The following is a 21,373-nucleotide window of genomic DNA, read 5'->3' on the forward strand; positions in this document are numbered from 1 at the left end:
CCTCAAGAGTTTAAAAAATATCGTATTAAGCAACTTCTATCCATTGTTAAACTAGCTTGTTTATTATTTCCTACAGTGATTACTTTCCAAAACCTGACTACTTTTGATTATTCTCAAGGCTATTTATTACCCTATTCTTTTTTTATTACTTTGATTTTAGGACTTCTCTATTTTTTCTGGGCTTTTACTACTAAGCGCACTTTGCAATCTCATTATTTGAATACACTCGCTCTTATGGAGCATTTCCTGTTAGGATTTTTTGTGTTCATGCTTATCTTACTTTCAGGAGGCGTTAACAGTCCTAATAAATTTATGTTTATCTTTATTATTATTACAGCAACGATACAACTTGGACACAAAAAAGGTTTTTATGTTGCTAGCATTTCTTCCTTTGCTATCTTATCTATGGATTTATATGTCGCACGAGGTATGACGATCAATCCTTACTTTGAAAATGACCTGACTTTAACCGGTGTATTTATGCTGACCGCCTGGATACTTGGCACCTATGTAGAAGCTGAACGTGATCATATTACAATGCTTGAAAAGATGGTCAACTATGATGGTCTAACACAAGTTTACAATCATCGCTTTTTTTATGAGCAACTTGAGAAGGAATTTGATGTAGCACGTCTTACAAAAAAACCTTTAACTGTACTATTTATTGATATTGATTACTTTAAATGCTATAACGACTTGAACGGGCATTTGGATGGCGATCAAGTTCTTGCACAAATGGGACAACTTTTACAAAGTACGCTCGATACTCAGGGCACTGTTGCAAGATATGGTGGGGAAGAATTTGCTGTTCTTCTACCAGGCTATGATCACGAAGAAGGTACCAAGATGGCTGAGCGCATTCGTCATACTGTTGAGATTACACCTTTTAAAAACGAAGACAACCAACCTAGTGGAATACTAACGGTTTCTGTTGGGATTGCTACTTATCCTAAGCAAGCTAAAGATAGCATTGAGCTGATTAAATGTGCAGATGATGCACTTTATCGTGCTAAATTCTTTGATAAAAACCGAGTAGAAACTTATAGCTCTATCTTAGATGAACTTGAAAAAAACATTCCTAAAAAGGATTTAGATATTTTGACGTCTATGAAAACTTTAGTGAATATGATTAATATAAAAGATCGTTATACCTATGGCCATGTGGAGCGTGTTGTCTTATACAGTCGTCGCTTAGCTCATTCTTTAGACCTTAATGAAAACGATGCAAAAACGTTAGTATGTGGTGCGTATATGCATGATGTTGGTAAAATCGATATTGATGAATCTATCTTAATCAAAAAGATGCCTCTTACTCACGACGAATGGCTAGAGCTTAAACAGCATCCTATAAAAGGTGAAGAGGCTATTCAATATGTGGATTGCTTACAAAGTGCTAGACCGCTTGTTAGACATCACCATGAACGCTACGATGGCAAAGGTTACCCAGATGGTTTACACGGTGAAGATATTCCTTATCTTGCTAGGGTTCTGACCATTGTAGATAGTTTTGATGCCATGACCTCTAATCGTGTTTATAATACAAGAAAGTCATACAAAGAAGCTATTGAAGAACTCAAAAATTGTAAAGGAACTCAATTTGACCCAGCAATTACAGATTGCTTCATTGCTATGATTCAGACTAAATCTGACTTTTAATCTATCTTTTGGCAAATTGCACTACTTTCACTCTAACTTTTTATATATTATGATAATAATAAAATTTTTAGAATTTTTTACTTGATTATTGTATTTCTTTGCTGTATTATTAAATTATAAGGTTTTACTCAACGTTTTTATCCAATATAAAAGTATAGAACTATACACCATTCTAGACAAGTGTACACTTCTATACCACTAAGAAGGTTGTTTTGAAACTTCTAGTTGCTCCCTCTTCTGAAAGTGGACAAGCTTCTTCTTAGGCAACTGAATCTATTTTCAAATTAAAAGTGGCAAAAATAGATTCGGGGCAATATCTAACTACATGATCAGCTTACTCTATGCTTAAATGTAGCATTCAACTTCATAAAAGCCCCAGTCAGACAGCATAACTTGAAGCACTACTTATGAGCTGCGGACTATTGGGTAACGCGCTATGATACGTATAAGATACCTCTTTCATTTGCCGTTCTCTCATAACTCTAGCAGGTACGAGCCCAGACTTTCAAATATGCCTACGACCTAACTCTTTTAACCAAGTTGAAGGCTTCTAAGCTTTTAAAGCCTTTTGTAGTTTGCCACTAAACCAAAAACCATCTTAAGTTCAGTCTGCGTTTGACGCACAAGAGGGAGGACTGTCCTTAGGATGGTTTTTGGTGCTTTTTTATTGTTTTATGTCCATACTTCTATGCTTCTTCCTCTATCCAACGAATTGTTGACCATACGGCTGCCCCATTATTTTGTTGAGGTACGCCTGGTGTACTACGTCCTTCTTTGACATAACGTGTCAAAAGGGTGCGAAGCTCTTGTACAACGTCTGGCTGTTGGTCGTAAATATTGTGTTGCTCTCTCACATCTGCTTCTAAATCATAAAGTTGGAATGTAGATAACGCTTCTTCCTCTTTAGAATCAGGCATAGGTGCACTCCAACCACCTGAACCTTTACACATTTCTAATTTATATTTTCCTTTTCGAATGGAGAGTGATCCATCTATGCTTTGATGCACTACAGCTTCTCTAGCATAGTCTTTTCCACCTTTCCACAAACCTAATGCACTTACACTATCTTCTCCCATATCATCTGGCAAAGTGATACTTAACACCTCTGCCATTGTCGCCATCAAGTCTACAAGACAAACAGGTTCTTCACAATGACTTCTAGCTGGAATAGCCTGTGGCCATTTGATAAGAAGCGGGATACGATGTCCACCTTCATAAATATCAGCTTTTGTGCCTCTAAAGATATAACTTGGATTGTGCCCTTTTGCCTCAAGCTCTTTGTAGTTCGCACAAGGTGAGCATCCATTATCTGATGTGTAAATGACAATAGTATCTTCTTCTAGCCCACATGCCTGAATCTTGTCTAATACCTTCCCCACCATAGCATCACACATCATTACAAAATCACCATATTCATTGGTACCTGACTTACCTAACCACTCTTTAGTTGGCAAAATAGGTGTATGAGGCGCTGGAAGTGGAAAATAGATGAAGAAGGGTTCTTCTTGATGCGCCTCTATCGTTTCTAGTACCTTGTCAGTAAGCTGTGGTAATACTTGCTCATGGTCAAAGTTTGGTGCAGTAGGTCCTTCTCTCCAGAAACGCTTACCTGTATCACTTGTTGTCCTTGTAGGCACTTCTACCACATGTTTATTCTCAATATAAACATAAGGTGGCATATCTAACGAGCCACTAATGCCATAGTAATAGTCAAAGCCAAAATCCACTGGTCCCTTTTGAATAGGCTGGCTATAATCTACATTTTCTACTACACCAAAGTTAGGTACACTCACAAATTCACCATTGCACGGCCAATCCATCCCTAAGTGCCATTTTCCAATACATGCTGTGTAGTAACCTGCGTCTTTTAACAAATTGGCTACTGTCTTTCTTCCGTCTTCTATAAGGTGAGGTGTATAACCGCCTACTACACCTGACTTTAATCTCGAGCGCCAGTTATAACGCCCTGTCAAAATACCATAGCGTGAAGGTGTACAAACGGCTGATGTAGAATGCGCATCCGTAAAGCACATCCCCTCCCTGGCTATTTGGTCAAAATACTTTGTTTCAAAAGGACATTTCTCATTTAAATAAGAAATATCTCCATAACCCATGTCATCTGCTAAAATATAAATGATATTTGGTTTTTTCATGTTTATCCCCCAGTAAATTGTACAAATTATATTTATGTGTATATTTTACTATACTATTATAAGTTTATCTATATTTATCTGTCTATCTTTGAAACCATTAGCTATTCCTTAGTAGGGATTGCCCCTTCAGTGATGAAAGAAAGTCCCATAATATAGTTTGTCAGATGCTGATTTGGCATGTGGAATAGCAATCCCATCACCAATACCTGTTGTGCTTTGTGATTCTCTTGTTAAAATACCTTGTTTGTAGCCTTCTTTGGGGATTAAATCAACAATTCAAGAAGAGCGTCTACTTCTTCCTGTGTTGCTAAGTTGTATGAAAAGGCTGAAGCACTACCTGTTGCAACACCCATTTTAAAAGCTTGTTCATAACTTCCATCTTGCATATAACCTGCAATAAATCCAGCTACCATGGAATCCCCAGCACCTACTGAATTTTTCACTTCACCTTTTAAGCCTGGATGTTTAAGCACCTCACCTGTTTCACTTACAAGGACTGCCCCATCCCCTGCCATAGATACAAGTACATTTCTAGCACCTTTTTCTTGAAGCTTTTTAGCATAGACTACAACTTCATCTTGTGTGGTAATGTCTACTCCAAAGAGTTCACCTAACTCGTGGTGATTGGGTTTGATGAGGAATGGTCCACATTCTAGTACATTCATCAATAAGTCTTTTGTAGCATCCACTATAACGAGAATCCCTTTTGCTTTAAAGTCTGTCATCATACATTTGTAGATATCACTTGGTACTGTAGATGGAATACTTCCTGCAAGCACAAGTATATCCCCTCTTTGTAATGTATCAATTTGGCTATAAAGTGCCTGAATGTGCTGGTCTAAAATAGCTGGTCCATTTCCATTGATTTCTGTTTCATCCTCGCTTTTAAGCTTCACATTGATACGAGATAAGCCTTTTTCTAATGTAATAAAATCACTGCATACACCATGTTTTTCTACAAGTCTTCCAATTTCTTGCCCTGTAAAGCCTGCTACAAAGCCAAGTGCCTTGTTATCTATCCCTAAGTTTTTGAGTACGATAGATACATTAATCCCTTTTCCACCCGGGAACATCTGCTCTCTTGTTGTTCGATTGACTGCACCCACTTTGAAGTAGTCTACTTCTATTAAATAGTCAATCGATGGGTTGAGTGTTACTGTACTAATCATTGGTTTATTCATACTTATTGTCCACCTCTATAATTGTTGTCTGTTCATAAAACTTGGGCGAAATACTGGCGTTCGTTATTAATATAGGTTGTTTAAGCTTGGCAAAACTAACTGCATCTACCTTACTTATATCTGCTAAAACATAGGCTTCGTTACATTTTTCCAAAGAAGCCTTTTGTAAATTGATACTTTTCAAGTTCTGACACTGCCCCCATACCCATTACCGCCAGTAGATTTAATGCACTTCCTGATTCGCTTGTGAAGGTAAATGGCCCATATACTTTTTATAGGTTTTTGTAAAATAGGATAAATTAGGAATTCCACATTTTTCTGCACTTTCCTTTACATTATATTTCCCTGAGCTTAATAAATGCCTCGCATAGTCGCAGCGCAAGAAATTGATGTATCCAACTACGGTTTGTCCTGTAATTTCCTTAAAAGTGCGACACATATAGTATTTACTAAAGCCTGCATGGTGACAAAGCTCATCAATAGTGAGTGTCTTGGTAAAGTTATTTTTGATATATACAATGGCTTTCTTCACAGTATCCATCTTATGGTTCCACGTTGTATCGGATACGGCTCTTTGATTGAGGCTATAGTTTCTATAAAACTGAGTTAGAAGTACAATCACCAACCCCTGTACGGCTGACTTATAATGCTTCTGCCTTTCACCCATTTCTATAATAATCCGCTCCATACTCCCTACAAGCTCACGATCTTGAATTAAGTTTTGTAACATCATATCCTCTACATCTACTTGAAAACTTTCGCAAAAACTTTTGTCTGCTATAAGGCAATAATAATCTAATTCTGTAGATGTCGTATACAGGAAGTGCAACTCATTAGAATTGACTACTAGTAAGTCACCCGGTCCTACCTCCACATGGTTTGCCCCGCAAGTTGCTACGCCATTCCCCTTTACAAAATAAAGGATTTCTATATTTTCATGGTAATGCATCGTAAATTTTTCGTTATATCTATGAAGTGTATCGTAGTGAAAAATAATAGGAAACTTCGGGTCGTCATGCCAATGCTGTTCATAAACAATGTCTTTCATCTTTTTCTCCTTGAGCAATATTGTGTTAATATTAAGCAACATCCATGCTTTTATATCTATCTTAAAACTATATAATGAATCTAGCAACAAACATTATCTATAAATAAAAATTTAGGAGAACATCATGTATCTATTACCACAGCCAAAACACCTAAACCTTGCTGAAGGTCAATTTATTCTTAAGCCATCCACTTGTCTTTTATTAGATGCAACTTGTGACTTTGACGACTTAAATGCAATCGTTACACTTCAAGAAGAAATTCAAAAATCTACGAGCTTTATGCTTCCTATTAGCAAAAGCTTTCATGCGCAAAATGTACAAGGTACGATTCAATTTGTGAAAAAAGCTGGTTTTTCCAAAGAAGCTTATGCATTAAGCATTACAGCAGATGCTGTTACAATCACAGCTTCTACTGGTGCTGGTATTTTCTATGGGGTACAAACATTACGTCAAATCATTCGTCAATCCGGTGCTGTTGTACCAGCTCTTGAGATCGCTGATGAACCTCACTTTGCAAATCGTGGTTTCTACCATGACTTAACACGTGGTAAGGTAGCGACACTTGAAACCCTTAAAGAATTAGTAGACCGTGCAGCTTTCTATAAATTAAACCAAATCCAACTTTATGTAGAACATAGCTTTGCTTTTGCTGGTCTTAGTGAAGTATGGATGGATAAAGATCCAATTACAGCTGAAGAAATTTTACTTTTAGACCAATACTGTCAAAAGCGTCACGTAGAACTTGTACCTTCTCTTTCAACTTTTGGTCACTTCTACGAGATTTTAAAAAGTAAATCTTTCAACCATCTTTGTGAAATTGATACAGCCAACTTGCCAGACTACTCTTTTGTAGACCGTATGGCACATCATACCTTGAATACATTAGAAGAAGGCAGTTTTGAATTAGTAGAAAAAATGCTTAACGAATTTATTCCACTCTTTAGTTCTAGCCAATTCAACATTTGTTGTGATGAAACTTTCGACTTAGGTCGTGGACGTAGTAAAGAAAAAGCAGATGAAGTTGGATCTGGTAGACTCTATGTAGACTTCCTCAACAAAATCATTACTTGTGTAAAACAACATGACAAAAAAGTTATGTTCTGGGGAGATGTTATCCTTCACCACCCAGAACTACTAAGCGAAATTCCTGAAGATGTTGTCTGCCTTACATGGGACTACAGCTCAACTTGTGGTGACCACTCTGTAAAAACTATTGCCGAAACAGGTCGTGAACAATATGTATGTCCTGGTGTAGGTGGTTGGAGTATGCTCATGAACCTTATGTGGAATGCCTTCGAAAACATTCGTAGAATGGCTGAGCATGGTAGAGAACATGGTGCAACTGGCCTTCTTAACACAGACTGGGGCGATTATGGACATGTAAACTTATTTGCAAACTCTATGCCTGGTATGATTCATGGTGCAAACCTTTCTTGGAATCCTCAAACTGAAGAAACTGACTTTACTCAGACTTACCAAGCAATCTCTCGTCTTGAGTACGGCGATACTTCTGAAACACTTGTAAGTCTCCTTCACCAATTATCTGGTCGTCAAGGTGCTTGTTGGTCAGAAGTGGTACGTTGGAAAGAACTTCAACATAATAAACATGATGAAGTGGAAGTCCTTAGCAGCTTCAATGTAGAACGTATCTTAAACGGCTACCAAACTGCTTTAACTGTAGAACAATCCTTACTTGCACTTAGTGGCTCAATCCGTCACAACACCTTTGATATGCAAGAATTCTTAATCGCTGCAAAAGGCATTCAAGTTGTAGATGACTTTGTCCTTACTTTAATCCAAGATAAAGTAGGCACACCAGAAGCCGTTCCAACTATGAACAAAGTAGAACTTGCTGCTGCTCTTGAAACTTGGTTTACACAATATGCTTCTATTTGGAGAGCACGTAACAAAGAAAGTGAACTTTACAGAATTCGTGAAGTTGTTGCCTATATGAGTGGATACCTTAGAGATAATATCGCTTAAGCGTCTTCTTCTCTCTCAAACAACCGAATAAACAAAAATAAAAGCGCCTTGTTTATCCAACACTTCCATGTGTCATAAACAAGACGCTTCTTTTTTTACTTTCTAATTTTCACTTTTTAGTGTTCCAACTTTCTACACCCTACATTTTTCTTGAATTTCAGCTACTAACTGTGCCATGGCCTCTTCTGGGTTTTGGTAGTAGTAAGATGCACTCATATAGACCATCTCCCAGCCAATACGTTCAAGTACGGCTAGTCGGTTGATTTCTTCTTCTAAAGCTGTACCTTCTTGATATTTCTCACTTTCACATACAAGACGTACTTCCTTTGTCTCACCTTCAATAACAAGACCTGTAAGTAGTGCCCCTGAGTGGGTATGACTTCTTACTTTGAAGCCATACCCCTCAAGACGCGCTTTCATTTCAGCCTCAAACGGTACAAGTGGTTCTTCAAAGTGAAGGGTATCTTCTGAGGCATCTTTTCCACAGTTGTTGCAGTAGTCAAAAAGTGCTATTCGAATATCTTCTTCTTTTAAGTCTGTCCCTGGATTAAAGGAGTGCATAATGAATACTTGGTCACGACCACGGCTCATGGCTACGTTGTAACGCTTTTTGTACAAGTTGTCTGCACCATAAGTCATAAGACGCAAGGTGTCTTTGTCTCCTTTTGCATCTACCATAGAAATAAAGATAACGTCTCTTTCATCCCCTTGGAAGTGAGCTGGACCGCCACATAGAATATTACGTTTCGTATAAGCTCTGGCTGTCATCTCTTTTTGGAGGAGACTGTCAATATAGGATGCTTGTTTCTCACCTTTTAAGCTAATGACCCCAAATGTTTTGCCTGTATACTTGTCATCTTGACAACACGCAAGGATTTTCCCTACGATTGCTTCTGCTTCCACTTGGTTGATTTGCTCCTCTTCTTGCCCTTCTGGTAAGTAGCAAGTCACAAGGCTTGGCTTAAAGACTTTGGAGTTTTCACGAAGGGGTTCAATTTGGTCTTTGTAGGCCAGTTGGTTACTGTAACCAATGAGTTCTGGCACACATCTAAAGTGTTCCCTAAGCCTTACAGGTTGGTAGCCTGAAAGTTGGGCTAAGTCATAGATAGAGAACCTTCCTGAGTAAAGATAATGGTTTGGAATATCTTCTAAGTACGTTTTAATCAAACGGCTTGTCTCTTCTGTATTTTCACCAACAGCCAATGGACTTACTTGCTCATCGTCCCCTACAATAAGGACTTGCTTACCTAAGTAAAGGGCTATGAGGGCTGTCACATCTGCTTGACTTGCCTCATCAATAATAACCACATCAAATTGATTTTCTCTAGGGTCAAAGTGTTCTGCTACTTTGTCGAGTGGCATAATCCATACAGGTACTGCCTTTTGACATTTTGGCATAAGCTTTCTGGCTTCTTGCTTAAGAATCTCACGGTTTCTGCCCTTTCCTGCACCCATTTTAAGGATCAGTTGCTTCCAACCTTCTATCGCTTGAATCTCACTACGGTTGGCATCAAAATCAACTAACTTATGTAACCATGCTTTGTCACACACCAGTTGCTTGGTATGGTACGCTAAGCGTCTTTCTACTTCTTTCATCTCTTCTTTAATAACACGCGCGGTACGCTCATGGCGTTTGGCTAAAATGTCTACCAGTTGACGCCACAGCCATGCCTCTTCTACCCCAGTTGGCACAATAATTTCTTCGCCTTCTTCTTTGAAGGCTTCTAAGTAGTTGGCCCATCCTGGCGCTGCAAAAGCAAGCTTGTCTAAGAGCTCTGCCTTACGCTTGACTTGTGTCTGCTTCTCACGTGCCTGCCTAAATGCTTCGTAGCCTGTTGTATATTGTTCTAAATCCTTACTTCTAAGCGTTACTTTTAACTGGGTCAAAATTGGACTTTCCTTTGTACATTCTAGTCCATTCATCCATTTAGAATAAGCTTCTTTTTCTTTAGCAACTTGCGTCTTTTCACACCTTGCCACTTGATACTCTAACACTTCTAAAACTTCTTTAAGTACAGTGTGGTATAGGAAATGTACATGTCCATGCTCAGACTTGGTGTAGTCTTGTTGTTCCATAATCCCTTCTACATCTACACCATATTGCTCAAGCTGCCTTGCAACTGGGAGCCATTTTTTCTTATACCAATCCAAATATTTTAAAATAGCTTCTCCATATTTTTGACAAGTCAGCTCAAAAGGTGCTTCCATCTTGTCAGTAGGTTGCACCCCGAGTGGTACCATCTGTCTTTCCCATCTGCCTTTAAGAGATTCTCTCTTTTCTTTAAGCACCATGTAATGAATAAGGGCTTCAAAGTCTTGCATCGTCTCAGGCTGTTTGTTGCCTACACGGCTTGCTTGAATAATCGTCTTCATTTGAGGATTTAAGAGAAGGGTTATCTTAGAGAGCTTGCCTGCACTTTGGAGCTTTTGATTAATTTGGCTATAAAGATCTAATGGCTTAAGCTTATCGTCTACCTTGGCAATCTGTGGCTCTAATGCCATCATCTCATCTGCATAAGTTAAGCTCAGTTGATAAAGTTCTTTGATTTGAACCGCTAAGGTTTGCCATTGTTCTTTGGCTTTATCTTCTCTCCCTGCCTCTAAAACAGCCATCCCCCATGCATCTTCTACGCTTACTTGCTCTTGAATAAGCTGTATATTGCCAATCAAATCTTTCAACGCTTCTACTTCGTATAGGCTTTCATCTTCTTTGAAATAGTTAATCCATTTAGGTGTCTTATACTTTTTAAAGTGCTCTTCCGCCACAATGTAGTCTTTGAAGCTATCTGGTGTAAGCATACCACCTTCTGGCAGTTCTAAACCACAGATTAGCGCATCTTCTTGACTTAAGGTATCCTTAATATGGTAAAGCTCTTGTACTTTATCTTCCCCAAGAGGCAAGATGGAGCCATGTCTTACCGGTCCCATAAGCCACTCACAATTTGTTCGCTTTTCATCTATGTATTTAGCAGCCTCTAAGGCCTTATAACTCTTACCTGCTACTTTAACAGGGGTGTACTCAATTAACTTATTGTTTTTTAACTCTCCAACAAGCTTGTCTAGGGTACGAATACATGCTTCACGATTTTTCTCATGCATGGCTACCCTTCTTGAAAGTTCACTACGTTCAAGGGTTGCACGAATTTGATGAATACCTTCTAAAGTATCTTCTAGTGCCTTACGGCTTTCTGCATCTTGCATCAAGCTAATACAAAGGGTTTGAAGCTCTGGTATCACCTGGTCTTTCACTACAGCCAATGCCTTCTCACTATAGCTCGTTACCAAAATACGCTTACCTTCTGCTAAAAGGTGTCCAATCATATTGGCAATGGTATGGGTCTTGCCTGTTCCTGGAGGGCCTTGTACAAGTACTGCTTCATTTCTTTCTAGGTGCTTAGCTACAAGTAACTGCTCCTTATTGGCAGGCTTGGTGAATAAGATCTTTTGGTCAATCCCATTCACGTCTAAAGCTAACTTTTTCATGGTCTCTTTAGAATTTTGATTTTTACGTACTGCATCCCCTTCACCTACAATATCTGCAATAAAAGGTGGTATTTGCTTACGCGTTTGTAAATCTTCCAAGATACCATCTAGTGCTATTTGGAAGCCTAGTTGTTTCTTTCTAAGGAATAAAGTTGGGTAATTTGCTACCACCTCTACGCCTTGGTCTCCTTGAATCTTACTGCTGACTTCTTTGCAAAATGCAGCTACCCTTTCCCCCTCAAATGGACTGATGCCATCCGCTTGGAAAAGTTTAATAAGCTCAATGATACCCTCTTCTTCTAATCCATCTACAAGGCCTAAGAGCCCTTGGTAAAGTTCTGGTGCTCTGTTGGTTAGACCCACAGCAAACGTTTCATTTTCTGCATCAAACATTAAGTTAACCGTTTGTAAAATAAGAGGATGGTTAATCTCTCCCATACCTTCCATGCGCACTTGTCCATTTCCATAAACCAGTTCTAGAAGTTCTGGCTCCTTTTTGAGCCTACTATATGCGCTGTATAAACGGTTGTAAATCTCTTCTACGCGTTTTGCAATTTCATCTTGTTCAAGCATAGCCTCCGTTGGCTTTTGAACAACGCAAATGGGTTGGTCTAACGCTTGTTGTTGCCACATTTCTTGTATACAAATATGTTTTGACCACATTTGAAGTGGCTCTACCCACTCCCTCTCCTCCTCGTTGGCAATCACAGGCGTTTTCATGCTGTGGTAAGCTTTTAAGAAAGTATAGAGATTGGTTACTTTGTCCATCTTGTTATTTACCATCTTGTCCTCTTTCCGTTTTGTTTAGTTTAATCTTAAGTCTTATATTTCGCTTTATTTAAATAGGTAAGATTTAGCATTGCAACCTCTTCAGTGTATCATAAATTTTGACGTAAGAAAAAGGACTTTTCATGACTTTAGTAAGTTTTGCCTAAATTTTTAATTAACTTTGTGTCCTCATATAACTGAGTGATTTCTTGTTCACGGTACATCCACTCCATACATACCTTAAAATCCTCTAAGCGAATAGGTGCTTGAGGCTCAAAGTTGAACTGACTCATACGACTTGCAAAAGCTTCCAGATAGCCAAGTTCCTCATGACATAGTCTCACTTTTCCTTCTCCACTTAGACCATTAAAGTAGGTCCCAGCTTCTTCTAATGCCTCATGAAAAGCATATACACTCTCCCTATGGTTTTCATAAAAGTCTTGATCAAATGCCCACATCACCAAATTTTTGTCGCTACTTCTTGTACTCCAAAGAATGGTGTGCCCCTTGTCTGTCAGGTCACTCACAAAAGGTTCAATAGCTACAAGGGCGTCAATCTCCCCACACTCTAAAGCTTGTATACGTTCATAAGAGTTGTTAAGCCATACGATTTGTGCCTCAGGTACTAATGCTTTCAAATCATTTTCTAAATAGAGTCGGAATAACCCTTTACGGTTAACCCCTACTTTTATCCCTTTATACGGTGGAGTAAGTCCCTTACGTCCCACGAGATGAATCGTTCGTGTAAGATTTGAAGTAAGTACTGCCTTCTTTCCTTGCTCTAACATATAGAAGAAAAAGGTTAAGTCTCCCATCATGGCATCTGACTTGCCCTCTCTAAAAGGACTATTGCCATCAAAAGTAAAGTCTTCCGCTAGGTCCAGTTCAACTTCTAAGCCGCGCTTGGCAAAGATGCCCCTCTGCTTGGCAATAAGGGCTGGAATAATTAAGGGATTTTTTTTGGTGTGATGTAAATGTATTGTTTCCATATAAGCTCCTTCTCTTTTAGTAATCTATTTAAATTTTAGTGATTTCTTTAAATCTTAAGTCTTCCTTTAAACCCAATCTTACTTTAAAAGTTCATGTATTCGACTGTTGTGGTTCCTACAAAACCATACGCACCTCGCTCATCCCTAGATTCCTGACATAATTCATAGAAATCTATCAGTAAAGTAGCACCCTCTACTTAAACAATAGTCCTATGAGAAATGCTACACCAAGTATCAAGTTGAAGCTGTAAATAAGTAACAACGGCCTTGGCCCCCATTCTCTTCCCATTGCTGGGTACACTTCTTGAATCTTGTAATAGTCCTTGTACCAACGTCTATAGCCAAATTCTACAAACACAAGAAGCCCACTTAAGAGCATCCACCAAGTGATGCCATCTACAAAGTAAAGGGCTATCCAACTCAGCACCATCACAACGGCTTCTGGGATAATCAACTTAATGGAATTTCTAAATCCAATCACATGAGGTAAGGTGGTTCTAGACCCCTTGTCCTTCTCATAGTCTGAGGTGTTGTTGGTAGACATTAAAAACACAGTCATCATCATCGGAATCACTGCGTATAGAAAGCCTTCTGTTGTGATTGCACCTACTTGTAAGTAAGTAGAAATCCAACTACTCACACCTCCTACTAAAAAACCTGACACCGCTTCTCCAATAGGATATACAATGTAAGGCTTTGGCCCTAGTGAGTAGGTCAGCGCCGCCACTGCTCCAAGTAGTCCCATCATGAGCACCAATAAACTCTTTGTTAAGAGGACGACCATCAGTCCACTTGCACTTGCAAGTATGAAAAAGCCTGCTAGGACAATCCATGCATCTTTTAAGGTAGCCTCTCCTCGTACAAGTCCTTCACTTCCTTTGTGCCAAGTAAAGGTAGCCTCGTCCTCTTCTGCCTTAAGATAACCACGTATTTCATTGGCTACATTAGCCACAATATTAAAACTAAAACCACTTATAAAGAAGAAAATCAAAGGCCAAAGTTTAAGGCCTCCACTTAAGTAAGCCCCAAAAAGTCCACCGCTTAAAATAGGTAAGCCTGTTGCAAATCCTGTTCTCACTTCCATAACGGTGTAAGAACGCTTAAAAAAATCTTTCATTATCGTATACTCCCTGCTGTAATGCCTTGATAAATATATTTCTGTAATATAAAAAATAAGATGAGCATTGGAATCATACTCATGATAATGGCTGCACTAATCACATGCCATTCTGTTTGATTTGGCCCCACAAAACGATAAATCGTTGTAGACACCGTATTCAACTTCTCCCCTGGCATATAGAGATAGGGGATGTAAAAGTCGTTGTATATGGCAATCATTTTTAAAAGGGCAATTGTAGCTGTAGCCGGCTTTAAAAGAGGAAAAATAACTTTTCTATAAATTTGCAGATACGAAGCTCCCTCTAGCAATGCCGCCTTATCTAATTCTTTAGGGACTTTATCCAATGCTTGAAGATAAATATAAACCATTAGGACATCTGCCCCTAAATAAATAATTGTAGGTGCCCACAAGGAATTGTATAGTCCAAGCTTATGGATCAACTTGAAGGTACCTACTTGTGTGATTTCTAATGGGACAATAGAAACCAATAAGTAGGCAAAGAGAATCATCTTCTTAAACTTAAAGTCAAAACGATTGATGACATAAGCTACCATAGACCCAAGTAGAATACTTCCACCTACGCCTAATAAAATCAAGATAAAAGTATTTACAAATCCCATGAGCATTTTACCTTCTACAAAAGCCCGTTTGTAATTTTCAAAGTTAAAAAAATTCACTGGAGGCACCAATCCCGATGTATTAGTAAACTCGTTGTAAGTCTTGAAGCTTCCAAAAAACAAAGTAATCAGTGGAAAGAATATGACAAAACTCCAAAGCAGCAAGCTCCCGTACTTTAAAGTATTGATGGCTACTTTTTTAATCATCTTCTACCCCCTTGTAAAGTTTATTTTGGAGTGCTGTAATCACTAAAATAACTACACTTACAATGACCGCCATACTAGCAGCTCGTCCAAACATTTTCTTCTCAAACGCTGTCTTCATAGTCTGTAACAGAAAAGTCGTCGTCCCATTAGACCCATTGGTTAAAATAAGCGGCAACTCAAAAGCTGAAATCGCACCTATGGTGAGGAACATAAAATTAATTTTAAGTACAATGCTTATTCCTGGTAGGATAATCATCCTCACCTTTTGCCACCAAGACGCCCCCTCTATATCTGCTAAGCGATAGTGCTCAGGCGGTATACATTGAATGGCACCAAAGTAGAGAATGAAGCTCTTCCCTGTATGACGCCACACAGAGATCGCCCCGAGTGTATAATTCACCATTCTAGGGTCACCGAGCCAGTATCTTGTATGGTCACCGAGTCCTAGCACTGTTAAAAGACTATCAAAGCCTCCACCTGGACTAAAAAACAAGCGAAAAAGCATGGCTACCGCCATTCCACTAATGAGTGAAGGAAAAACAAAAGAAGCTTTAAAAAAGTTTCTTCCACGCATCTTACTAGAAAGTAAAATGGCAAAGAATAAGGCAATCACAATTTGTACAATGCCTGAAACAAAATAAACCATACTATTTAAAAAGACCCTAAAGTAGCTAGGATCTGTAAGAATTTTGATATAGTTTGCAAAGCCTACATAAGTTTTAGTAGGTGAAAGGCCGTTCCAAGAAGTAAAGCTATACTCAAATAATGCTAAAATGGGATAAATCCCAAAAGTAAAAACTAAAAGTAAAGGACAAAAAAGAAAGCAGCTTATCAGCCAACTTTCTTTTTTAGTTTGATTACTTAGCATATTCCGCCACAGCTTTTGCCCAACTTGCTTCAAGGCTTGCTACATATTCTTCATAGGTGCCATATTGGTCTTTGTAAAGCCCCATATTAATCACTTGTTGTAACACCTCTGTAAGCCTTGCTACGCCTACTTCGTTGGCAATACTTGAGTAAAGTGTTTCAACTTCTGCTGTCACTGGAGGTGCAGTTAAAACAATGTTGTTATTTGCAAATAAGGCTTGTTCTTCTGGTGATAAGTCTGCTCTTGATGGAGACATACCGCCTAAGTCATCTGCATAGTCACTTTCATCAGAAATGAGAAAGTCTACAAAGGCACGTGCTGTAGCTTTGTTTGTACTATTTACATTGATCCCTACTACTTCTGGCGCACCAAAAGCAATACTTGTTTTGTCATTCCATTTTACAGGAAGTGGCGCAATCTCAATGTCACTTGCTTCTGAAAGTTCATCAATGGCTTTAGCATCTTGAGAACCTTTCATCATCATAGCAATTTTGCCATCTGCAATCATTTGTTTCCCTTGTGCAAAGTCAAGTGTTACAGGGTCTTTTTCTATAAATCCATTACTTGCAAGGGCATAGAAGAGGTCCATCACTTGTCTAATAGGTTGACCTACTTCAAAAGCTGTACCTTTTTCTAACATTTCTGCTTTATAGTTTTCTCCGCCAAAGGATGAAAGGGTACCGCCCCATGTTGCAAGCCCTTTTTCATAGTTTGTAAAGAAAGGAATCGTATCTGTCTTCTCTTGAATTTGTTTACACGCTACTAAAAGCTCTTCCATCGTTGTAGGGAAAGCTGTAATCCCTGCTGCTTCAAATACTTCTTCATTATAAATAATACCTAAAGAGTTAATCGCAGTTGGAAGACCATAAGCAATCCCCTCATAATCTGCTTCTGTTACATCGATGTAAGCTTTTCCAAGTTCATCTACTGTGCCAAGAGGTTCGAAGTAGTTTGGATACATTTCAGGTTCACCTGATATACTAAAGGGAACAAAAAGTACATCGCCATAATCTGTTGTATTCATACGTGTTGTAATGTAGTTGTTGTAGTCAGCTGAAGACTCCCACACAATATCTGTCACATTTGGATAAAGTGCTTTGAACTCTTCCTCAATTTCTGCAAAAAGTGCGTCTGCATCTGTACGACCAGTTACAACTTTTAATGTACCACCAATGGCTGCTGCTTCACCGTTTGTTCCTGGTGCTGGTGTTCCATTTCCGGCACATCCTGTAAGTGCCACTGGAATAAGTGGTAATATTACCATCCATTTTTTCATTTTATAGCCTCCGTTATCGTTTGTTGAGTTTCTGAATCAAAATAGTGTGCCTGCGCTACATTAAATCTTACCTTTATCAGGTCACCTACCTTAAAAGTACTTGTGTTATAATCTTTGACTGTAAACTTACAACTTTTATATTTAAGCTGAAGTAAAGACTCACTCCCTAGGTACTCAATCTTTTGAATAACTGCCTCCAAATGGGCATTTTCTTCTACACATTGTATATGTTCACTTCGGATACCCAATACATAAGATTTGCCTTCTTCTAAATAGGTGTCCTCCACTGGAATCTCTATCTCCTCTTCTAAAAGTATACCACCTCTTGTGGCTTGACATACAAAAAGATTTAGAGTGGGTCTACCAATAAACTTTGCAACAAATAAATTTCGAGGTTGCCCATAGACCTCCCTAGGTGTACCAATTTGTTGTACTTGTCCTTCATTTAAAATGACCATACGGTCTGCAATAGTCATGGCCTCAACTTGGTCATGGGTAACATACAGCATCGTGCCATGAAGTGCTTCATGCAAAGCTTGTATCTCCTGTACCATATTGTCTCTAAGTTTAGCATCTAAATTAGAAAGTGGTTCATCCATTAAGAAAAGTTTTGGTTCTCTCACCATAGCCCGTGCCAGTGCCACCCGCTGCCTCTGCCCACCGGAAAGTTTCTTAGGCTTGACCTTCAAATAAGGTGTAAGCTCCAACATATTGGCTGCCCACTCCACCTTCTCCTTAATACGCGCTTTAGACACTTTACGAATGCGCATCCCAAAGGCAATGTTCTCGTAAACATTTAAGTGAGGCAGTAAAGCATAGTTTTGAAACACCATAGCCACATCTCGTTCTTTAGGAAGTTTATCTTTGATAGATTTCCCATCTATTAAGATATCCCCCTCGGTTAAAGCCTCAAAACCACAAATAAGTTCTAGCAAAGTAGACTTACCACTGCCACTTGGGCCTACAATAACAATAAGCTCTCCAGCTTTTATGTGTAAGTTAAAATCTTTCAAAGCATATTGGGTATTGCCCGCATACTGCTTTGAAACATTTTGGAATAAAACATTTTCCACTTGCTTCACCCCCTGTTATTTTTATAACCAACCTATTATATATAGATTTGCAAGCTCTGTCAATTTAAGGGAATTATCCTGTTTAGTGTCTACTATTTAGCAAAAACTATACCTGTGCAAAAAGAGGCACCTCTAGCACCTCTTTACTATCTTGTCTATAAACTTTTACATGCTTCCCTACTTAATCAAAAATTAGTCTAAAGTACTTTTTACTCATGCCAATATAATAGACTATCATTAAAGCTATAAATAAACCTAGTGCCGTCAAGTAGTCCATCAAGTAATTTCCTTTTACAAATTTCTCAAATACTTGATTTGCCATAAAGGCATGACATGCCCCAACTACTGCCGGGAGCACAAAGGCAATTCCTATTTGCATATAAATAGACTTTAAGATTTCTTGCTCGGTCATTCCGATTTTTTTCAACATGGTATATTGTTGCCTATCGGAAAAGGCATCACTCAATACTTTAAAATAAAGCGTACTAAAGGTCGCTAACATAAACACAATAGAAATGATTAATCCTAGGAAATAAAAGCTCCCTACGAGTTTATATTTATATAAGTAATGGCCCATATAGTTGTTCAAATTGCTCTCTCCACCTGGTACTGTACCTACTAGTTGGGTTAATAGGGGCAAACACTCTTCTTGATCTGAAATATTGATTCCATTGTTGATAATCCCTTGCTGTTCCCCTTTCACTTTCATATAGTCTACATCATTTAAAACATAACCGAAAGTATTTGAAAGTGGCCCTATATTCCCTATAAAAGGTACTTTGCTTTCATTTTTAATCTTATAACTTTTGCCTTGGATCGTTCTTACTTCACCTATAGAAGAGATGGTACTTCCTATTATTCCCGGCGATAGCATAAGTGTCATTTCCCCACTTTCACATGCCAGCTGCTTTAAAAGCTTATCTTTTTGAGGGTAGTCTATACACTCTAATATCTTTTGAATCTGACCTACACTCGTTATCATATATCCATAGTTTTTGTCTGCTATAACCTTTTGAACTGCTACATCATCTAGCTCATTTAAGTCCATAATATGACCTTGCTTATCTAGAAGTAAGAATTCCGTTTCCACCTGTCCGAGTATTTGATGAGGTGAGGATTGAATGATTTGTTGAACCTGCTTCTTAGTTTTAAGTTCACGCCCTAAGTAGTTCAAAGAGTAAGGAACTTCTATAAGAAGGTTATGATCTGCATAAGTCTTCACTGCTAGGCTTGTTGTAAAAGCAGTCACCGTAGCTGCACATAATATAGTCGTCATGGCTAAGTTCTTATAATTGTTTTGCAATCTAAAGAGTGTATTGCTTAAACTTATTAAGCGCTCTCCTTTATAAATCAGCTTTTTATGTGCAATCAACCTACTTAGTACAATACTTAGAAAGCTACCGAAGAAAAAGTACGTTCCAATACATACAAACCATAATACAATAATGGCTACACTCATCAGGTTGATACCTAGACCTTGCCCCTTTAGACTTAAAAAATAACCAACTGCAATAAGTAAAATACCGATTATACCACGCATATATTTCAGCTTTGGTACTTGTTGTTCCCTTTTTGCACCTTGAATAAGGTCTATTAATCGACTTTTGCATACAGCTCTATAGTTATAAAAGCCCATAATCAAAAAGAGGCTGGCAAAAACAAGAACCAAATCACGAATAGCTGCTACAGGTATCGCAAAAGGTAAGACCACTTCAATGACCATCGCTTTAGCTAATAGCATAAAAAAGAGTTTGGAAGTCAATATTCCTAGCGGCAGACCTATAGCAAAAGCCAATAACCCAAGCACTACACTTTCTACTGCAAAAACTTTGCCTATTTTGCTTGTAGGTACTCCCATAAGCATATAGAGCCCCGTTTCTTTTTCTCTTTGCTTAAAGAAAAAGTGATTGGAGTGCCACATGAAGAAAATCACCACTAAAAACAAGATGTTCATACACAATACAGCTGCTATTTGGGCATACATATAGGTATCTGCCAAGCTTGCAACACTTGGGTTATAGGCTAGTGCTAAGAAATTGTAAAAAATAGCTACAGTCACTGTGATGACCAATAAATAAAACTTATAATTTCTCATATTATTTCTTAGAAATTGACAAGAAAGCTTAATGACGCTCATGACCTTTACCTCCCATCATTGCAAGCATGTTTAAGATTTTTTGGTAGAAAGTACTTGTATCGCCGCCACTTTCCATCTGTCCACTAATTGTACCATCTTTTAAAAACAATACGCGATCGCAGTAGCTGGCTACTGCCGCATCATGTGTCACCATTACTAGTGTTGTTCCAAACTCTGCCTTCACCTTCTTAAAGCATTCTAGTAGTTCCGTTGCTGCCCTAGAGTCTAGTGCACCTGTTGGCTCGTCTGCAAAAACCACTTTCGGATTCCCCACAAGGGCACGACATATGGCCGCACGCTGCTTTTGTCCACCTGAGAGTTGATAAGGATATTTGTCTAGCTGTTCATAGATGCCAAGTTTCTTAGTGAGTTCTTCCGTCTTTTCTAAAATAATACTCGCCTTCGCATTATTTAAAGTCAATGGTAATGCAATATTATCACGAATTGTCATATTGTCTAAAAGATTAAAGTCCTGAAAAACAAATCCTATTAAAGATCTTCTAAACTCCGCAATATCTTTCGTCTTAATAGCCGTTACATCTTTTCCTTCTATTTTAACTTGTCCAGATGTGGCATTGTCTATAGTCGAGAGGATATTCAAAAGTGTTGTCTTCCCTGATCCAGATGGCCCCATGATGCCTATAAATTCACCTTTTTCCACCTTCAAATCTATACCTTTAAGTGCCCTATAAACACTACCTTTTTGTCCATATTCCTTAATAAGCTTTGTTACTTCTATTATTGGTTGCATGCTTGTTTCCTCCATTACATTGAATATAGCTTCATTATGAATCACCTTATCAAAGGGTGCTA

Annotated in this window: 16 protein-coding genes; 2 read left to right on the forward strand and 14 right to left on the reverse strand. The window is 38.4% G+C overall.

Features of this window, described 5'->3' with window-relative positions; genetic code table 11:
• Nucleotides 1-1,656, forward strand: a 1,656-nt coding sequence (locus RRY75_RS04675; protein WP_332715826.1) for a bifunctional diguanylate cyclase/phosphohydrolase, incomplete at its 5' end; no start/stop codon positions are given.
• Nucleotides 1,657-2,342: 686 nt separating this feature from the next.
• Here the strand turns inward: RRY75_RS04675 and RRY75_RS04680 are convergent.
• From RRY75_RS04680 to RRY75_RS04700, 5 genes are all read right to left on the reverse strand, one after another.
• Nucleotides 2,343-3,809, reverse strand: coding sequence for a sulfatase family protein (locus tag RRY75_RS04680; RefSeq protein ID WP_332492078.1), 1,467 nt, complete (start codon nucleotides 3,807-3,809; stop codon nucleotides 2,343-2,345).
• Between the two features lie 126 nt (nucleotides 3,810-3,935).
• Complete coding sequence (locus RRY75_RS04685) at nucleotides 3,936-4,085, reverse strand: PTS sugar transporter subunit IIA (protein WP_332492140.1); 150 nt, start codon at nucleotides 4,083-4,085, stop codon at nucleotides 3,936-3,938.
• Nucleotides 4,073-4,978: a 1-phosphofructokinase gene (gene pfkB / locus RRY75_RS04690; RefSeq protein WP_334309709.1), complete on the reverse strand. Its 906-nt coding sequence runs from the start codon at nucleotides 4,976-4,978 to the stop codon at nucleotides 4,073-4,075. The genes RRY75_RS04685 and pfkB overlap by 13 nt, the downstream gene beginning before the upstream one ends.
• A gap of 4 nt (nucleotides 4,979-4,982) precedes the next feature.
• Nucleotides 4,983-5,174 (reverse strand): hypothetical protein, encoded by a 192-nt coding sequence (locus RRY75_RS04695; RefSeq protein WP_332492082.1) that lies wholly within the window; start codon nucleotides 5,172-5,174, stop codon nucleotides 4,983-4,985.
• Nucleotides 5,175-5,213: 39 nt separating this feature from the next.
• Nucleotides 5,214-6,038, reverse strand: a complete 825-nt coding sequence (locus RRY75_RS04700; protein WP_332492084.1) for an AraC family transcriptional regulator — start codon at nucleotides 6,036-6,038, stop codon at nucleotides 5,214-5,216.
• A gap of 124 nt (nucleotides 6,039-6,162) precedes the next feature.
• Here RRY75_RS04700 and RRY75_RS04705 point away from each other — a divergent pair, with 124 nt between their 5' ends.
• Nucleotides 6,163-8,022, forward strand: coding sequence for a glycoside hydrolase family 20 zincin-like fold domain-containing protein (locus tag RRY75_RS04705; protein ID WP_332492086.1), 1,860 nt, complete (start codon nucleotides 6,163-6,165; stop codon nucleotides 8,020-8,022).
• 132 nt (nucleotides 8,023-8,154) lie between these two features.
• Here RRY75_RS04705 and RRY75_RS04710 read toward each other — a convergent pair whose 3' ends face one another.
• From RRY75_RS04710 to RRY75_RS04750, 9 genes are all read right to left on the reverse strand, one after another.
• Nucleotides 8,155-12,288 carry an AAA domain-containing protein gene (locus RRY75_RS04710; protein WP_332715830.1) on the reverse strand — a complete coding sequence of 1,378 codons (4,134 nt, stop codon included), beginning with the start codon at nucleotides 12,286-12,288 and terminating at the stop codon, nucleotides 8,155-8,157.
• Between the two features lie 134 nt (nucleotides 12,289-12,422).
• The gene (locus tag RRY75_RS04715) at nucleotides 12,423-13,262 is read right to left on the reverse strand and encodes an ABC transporter substrate-binding protein (protein ID WP_332528289.1); all 840 of its coding nucleotides are present in this window, start codon (nucleotides 13,260-13,262) and stop codon (nucleotides 12,423-12,425) included.
• A 193-nt stretch (nucleotides 13,263-13,455) separates the two neighbouring features.
• A complete protein-coding gene (locus RRY75_RS04720; protein ID WP_332527225.1) occupies nucleotides 13,456-14,379 on the reverse strand; it encodes a prenyltransferase in 924 nt (307 codons plus the stop codon).
• Entirely contained in the window at nucleotides 14,379-15,206 is an 828-nt protein-coding gene (locus tag RRY75_RS04725; RefSeq protein ID WP_332527224.1) for a carbohydrate ABC transporter permease, read from the reverse strand. The genes RRY75_RS04720 and RRY75_RS04725 overlap by 1 nt, the downstream gene beginning before the upstream one ends.
• Nucleotides 15,199-16,074, reverse strand: coding sequence for a carbohydrate ABC transporter permease (locus RRY75_RS04730; protein WP_332527223.1), 876 nt, complete (start codon nucleotides 16,072-16,074; stop codon nucleotides 15,199-15,201). Before RRY75_RS04730 ends, RRY75_RS04725 begins: the two co-directional genes overlap by 8 nt.
• Nucleotides 16,064-17,350 carry an ABC transporter substrate-binding protein gene (locus RRY75_RS04735; RefSeq protein ID WP_332492096.1) on the reverse strand — a complete coding sequence of 429 codons (1,287 nt, stop codon included), beginning with the start codon at nucleotides 17,348-17,350 and terminating at the stop codon, nucleotides 16,064-16,066. The genes RRY75_RS04730 and RRY75_RS04735 overlap by 11 nt, the downstream gene beginning before the upstream one ends.
• Nucleotides 17,347-18,423 (reverse strand): ABC transporter ATP-binding protein, encoded by a 1,077-nt coding sequence (locus RRY75_RS04740; RefSeq protein WP_332492098.1) that lies wholly within the window; start codon nucleotides 18,421-18,423, stop codon nucleotides 17,347-17,349. Before RRY75_RS04740 ends, RRY75_RS04735 begins: the two co-directional genes overlap by 4 nt.
• 181 nt (nucleotides 18,424-18,604) lie before the next feature.
• Complete coding sequence (locus RRY75_RS04745) at nucleotides 18,605-20,560, reverse strand: FtsX-like permease family protein (RefSeq protein ID WP_332492099.1); 1,956 nt, start codon at nucleotides 20,558-20,560, stop codon at nucleotides 18,605-18,607.
• The gene (locus RRY75_RS04750) at nucleotides 20,547-21,311 is read right to left on the reverse strand and encodes an ABC transporter ATP-binding protein (RefSeq protein ID WP_332715834.1); all 765 of its coding nucleotides are present in this window, start codon (nucleotides 21,309-21,311) and stop codon (nucleotides 20,547-20,549) included. The genes RRY75_RS04745 and RRY75_RS04750 overlap by 14 nt, the downstream gene beginning before the upstream one ends.
• Nucleotides 21,312-21,373 lie beyond the last annotated feature (62 nt).

This window comes from Niameybacter sp. (genome assembly GCF_036655075.1).
GTDB lineage: Bacteria > Bacillota > Clostridia > Lachnospirales > Cellulosilyticaceae > Holtiella.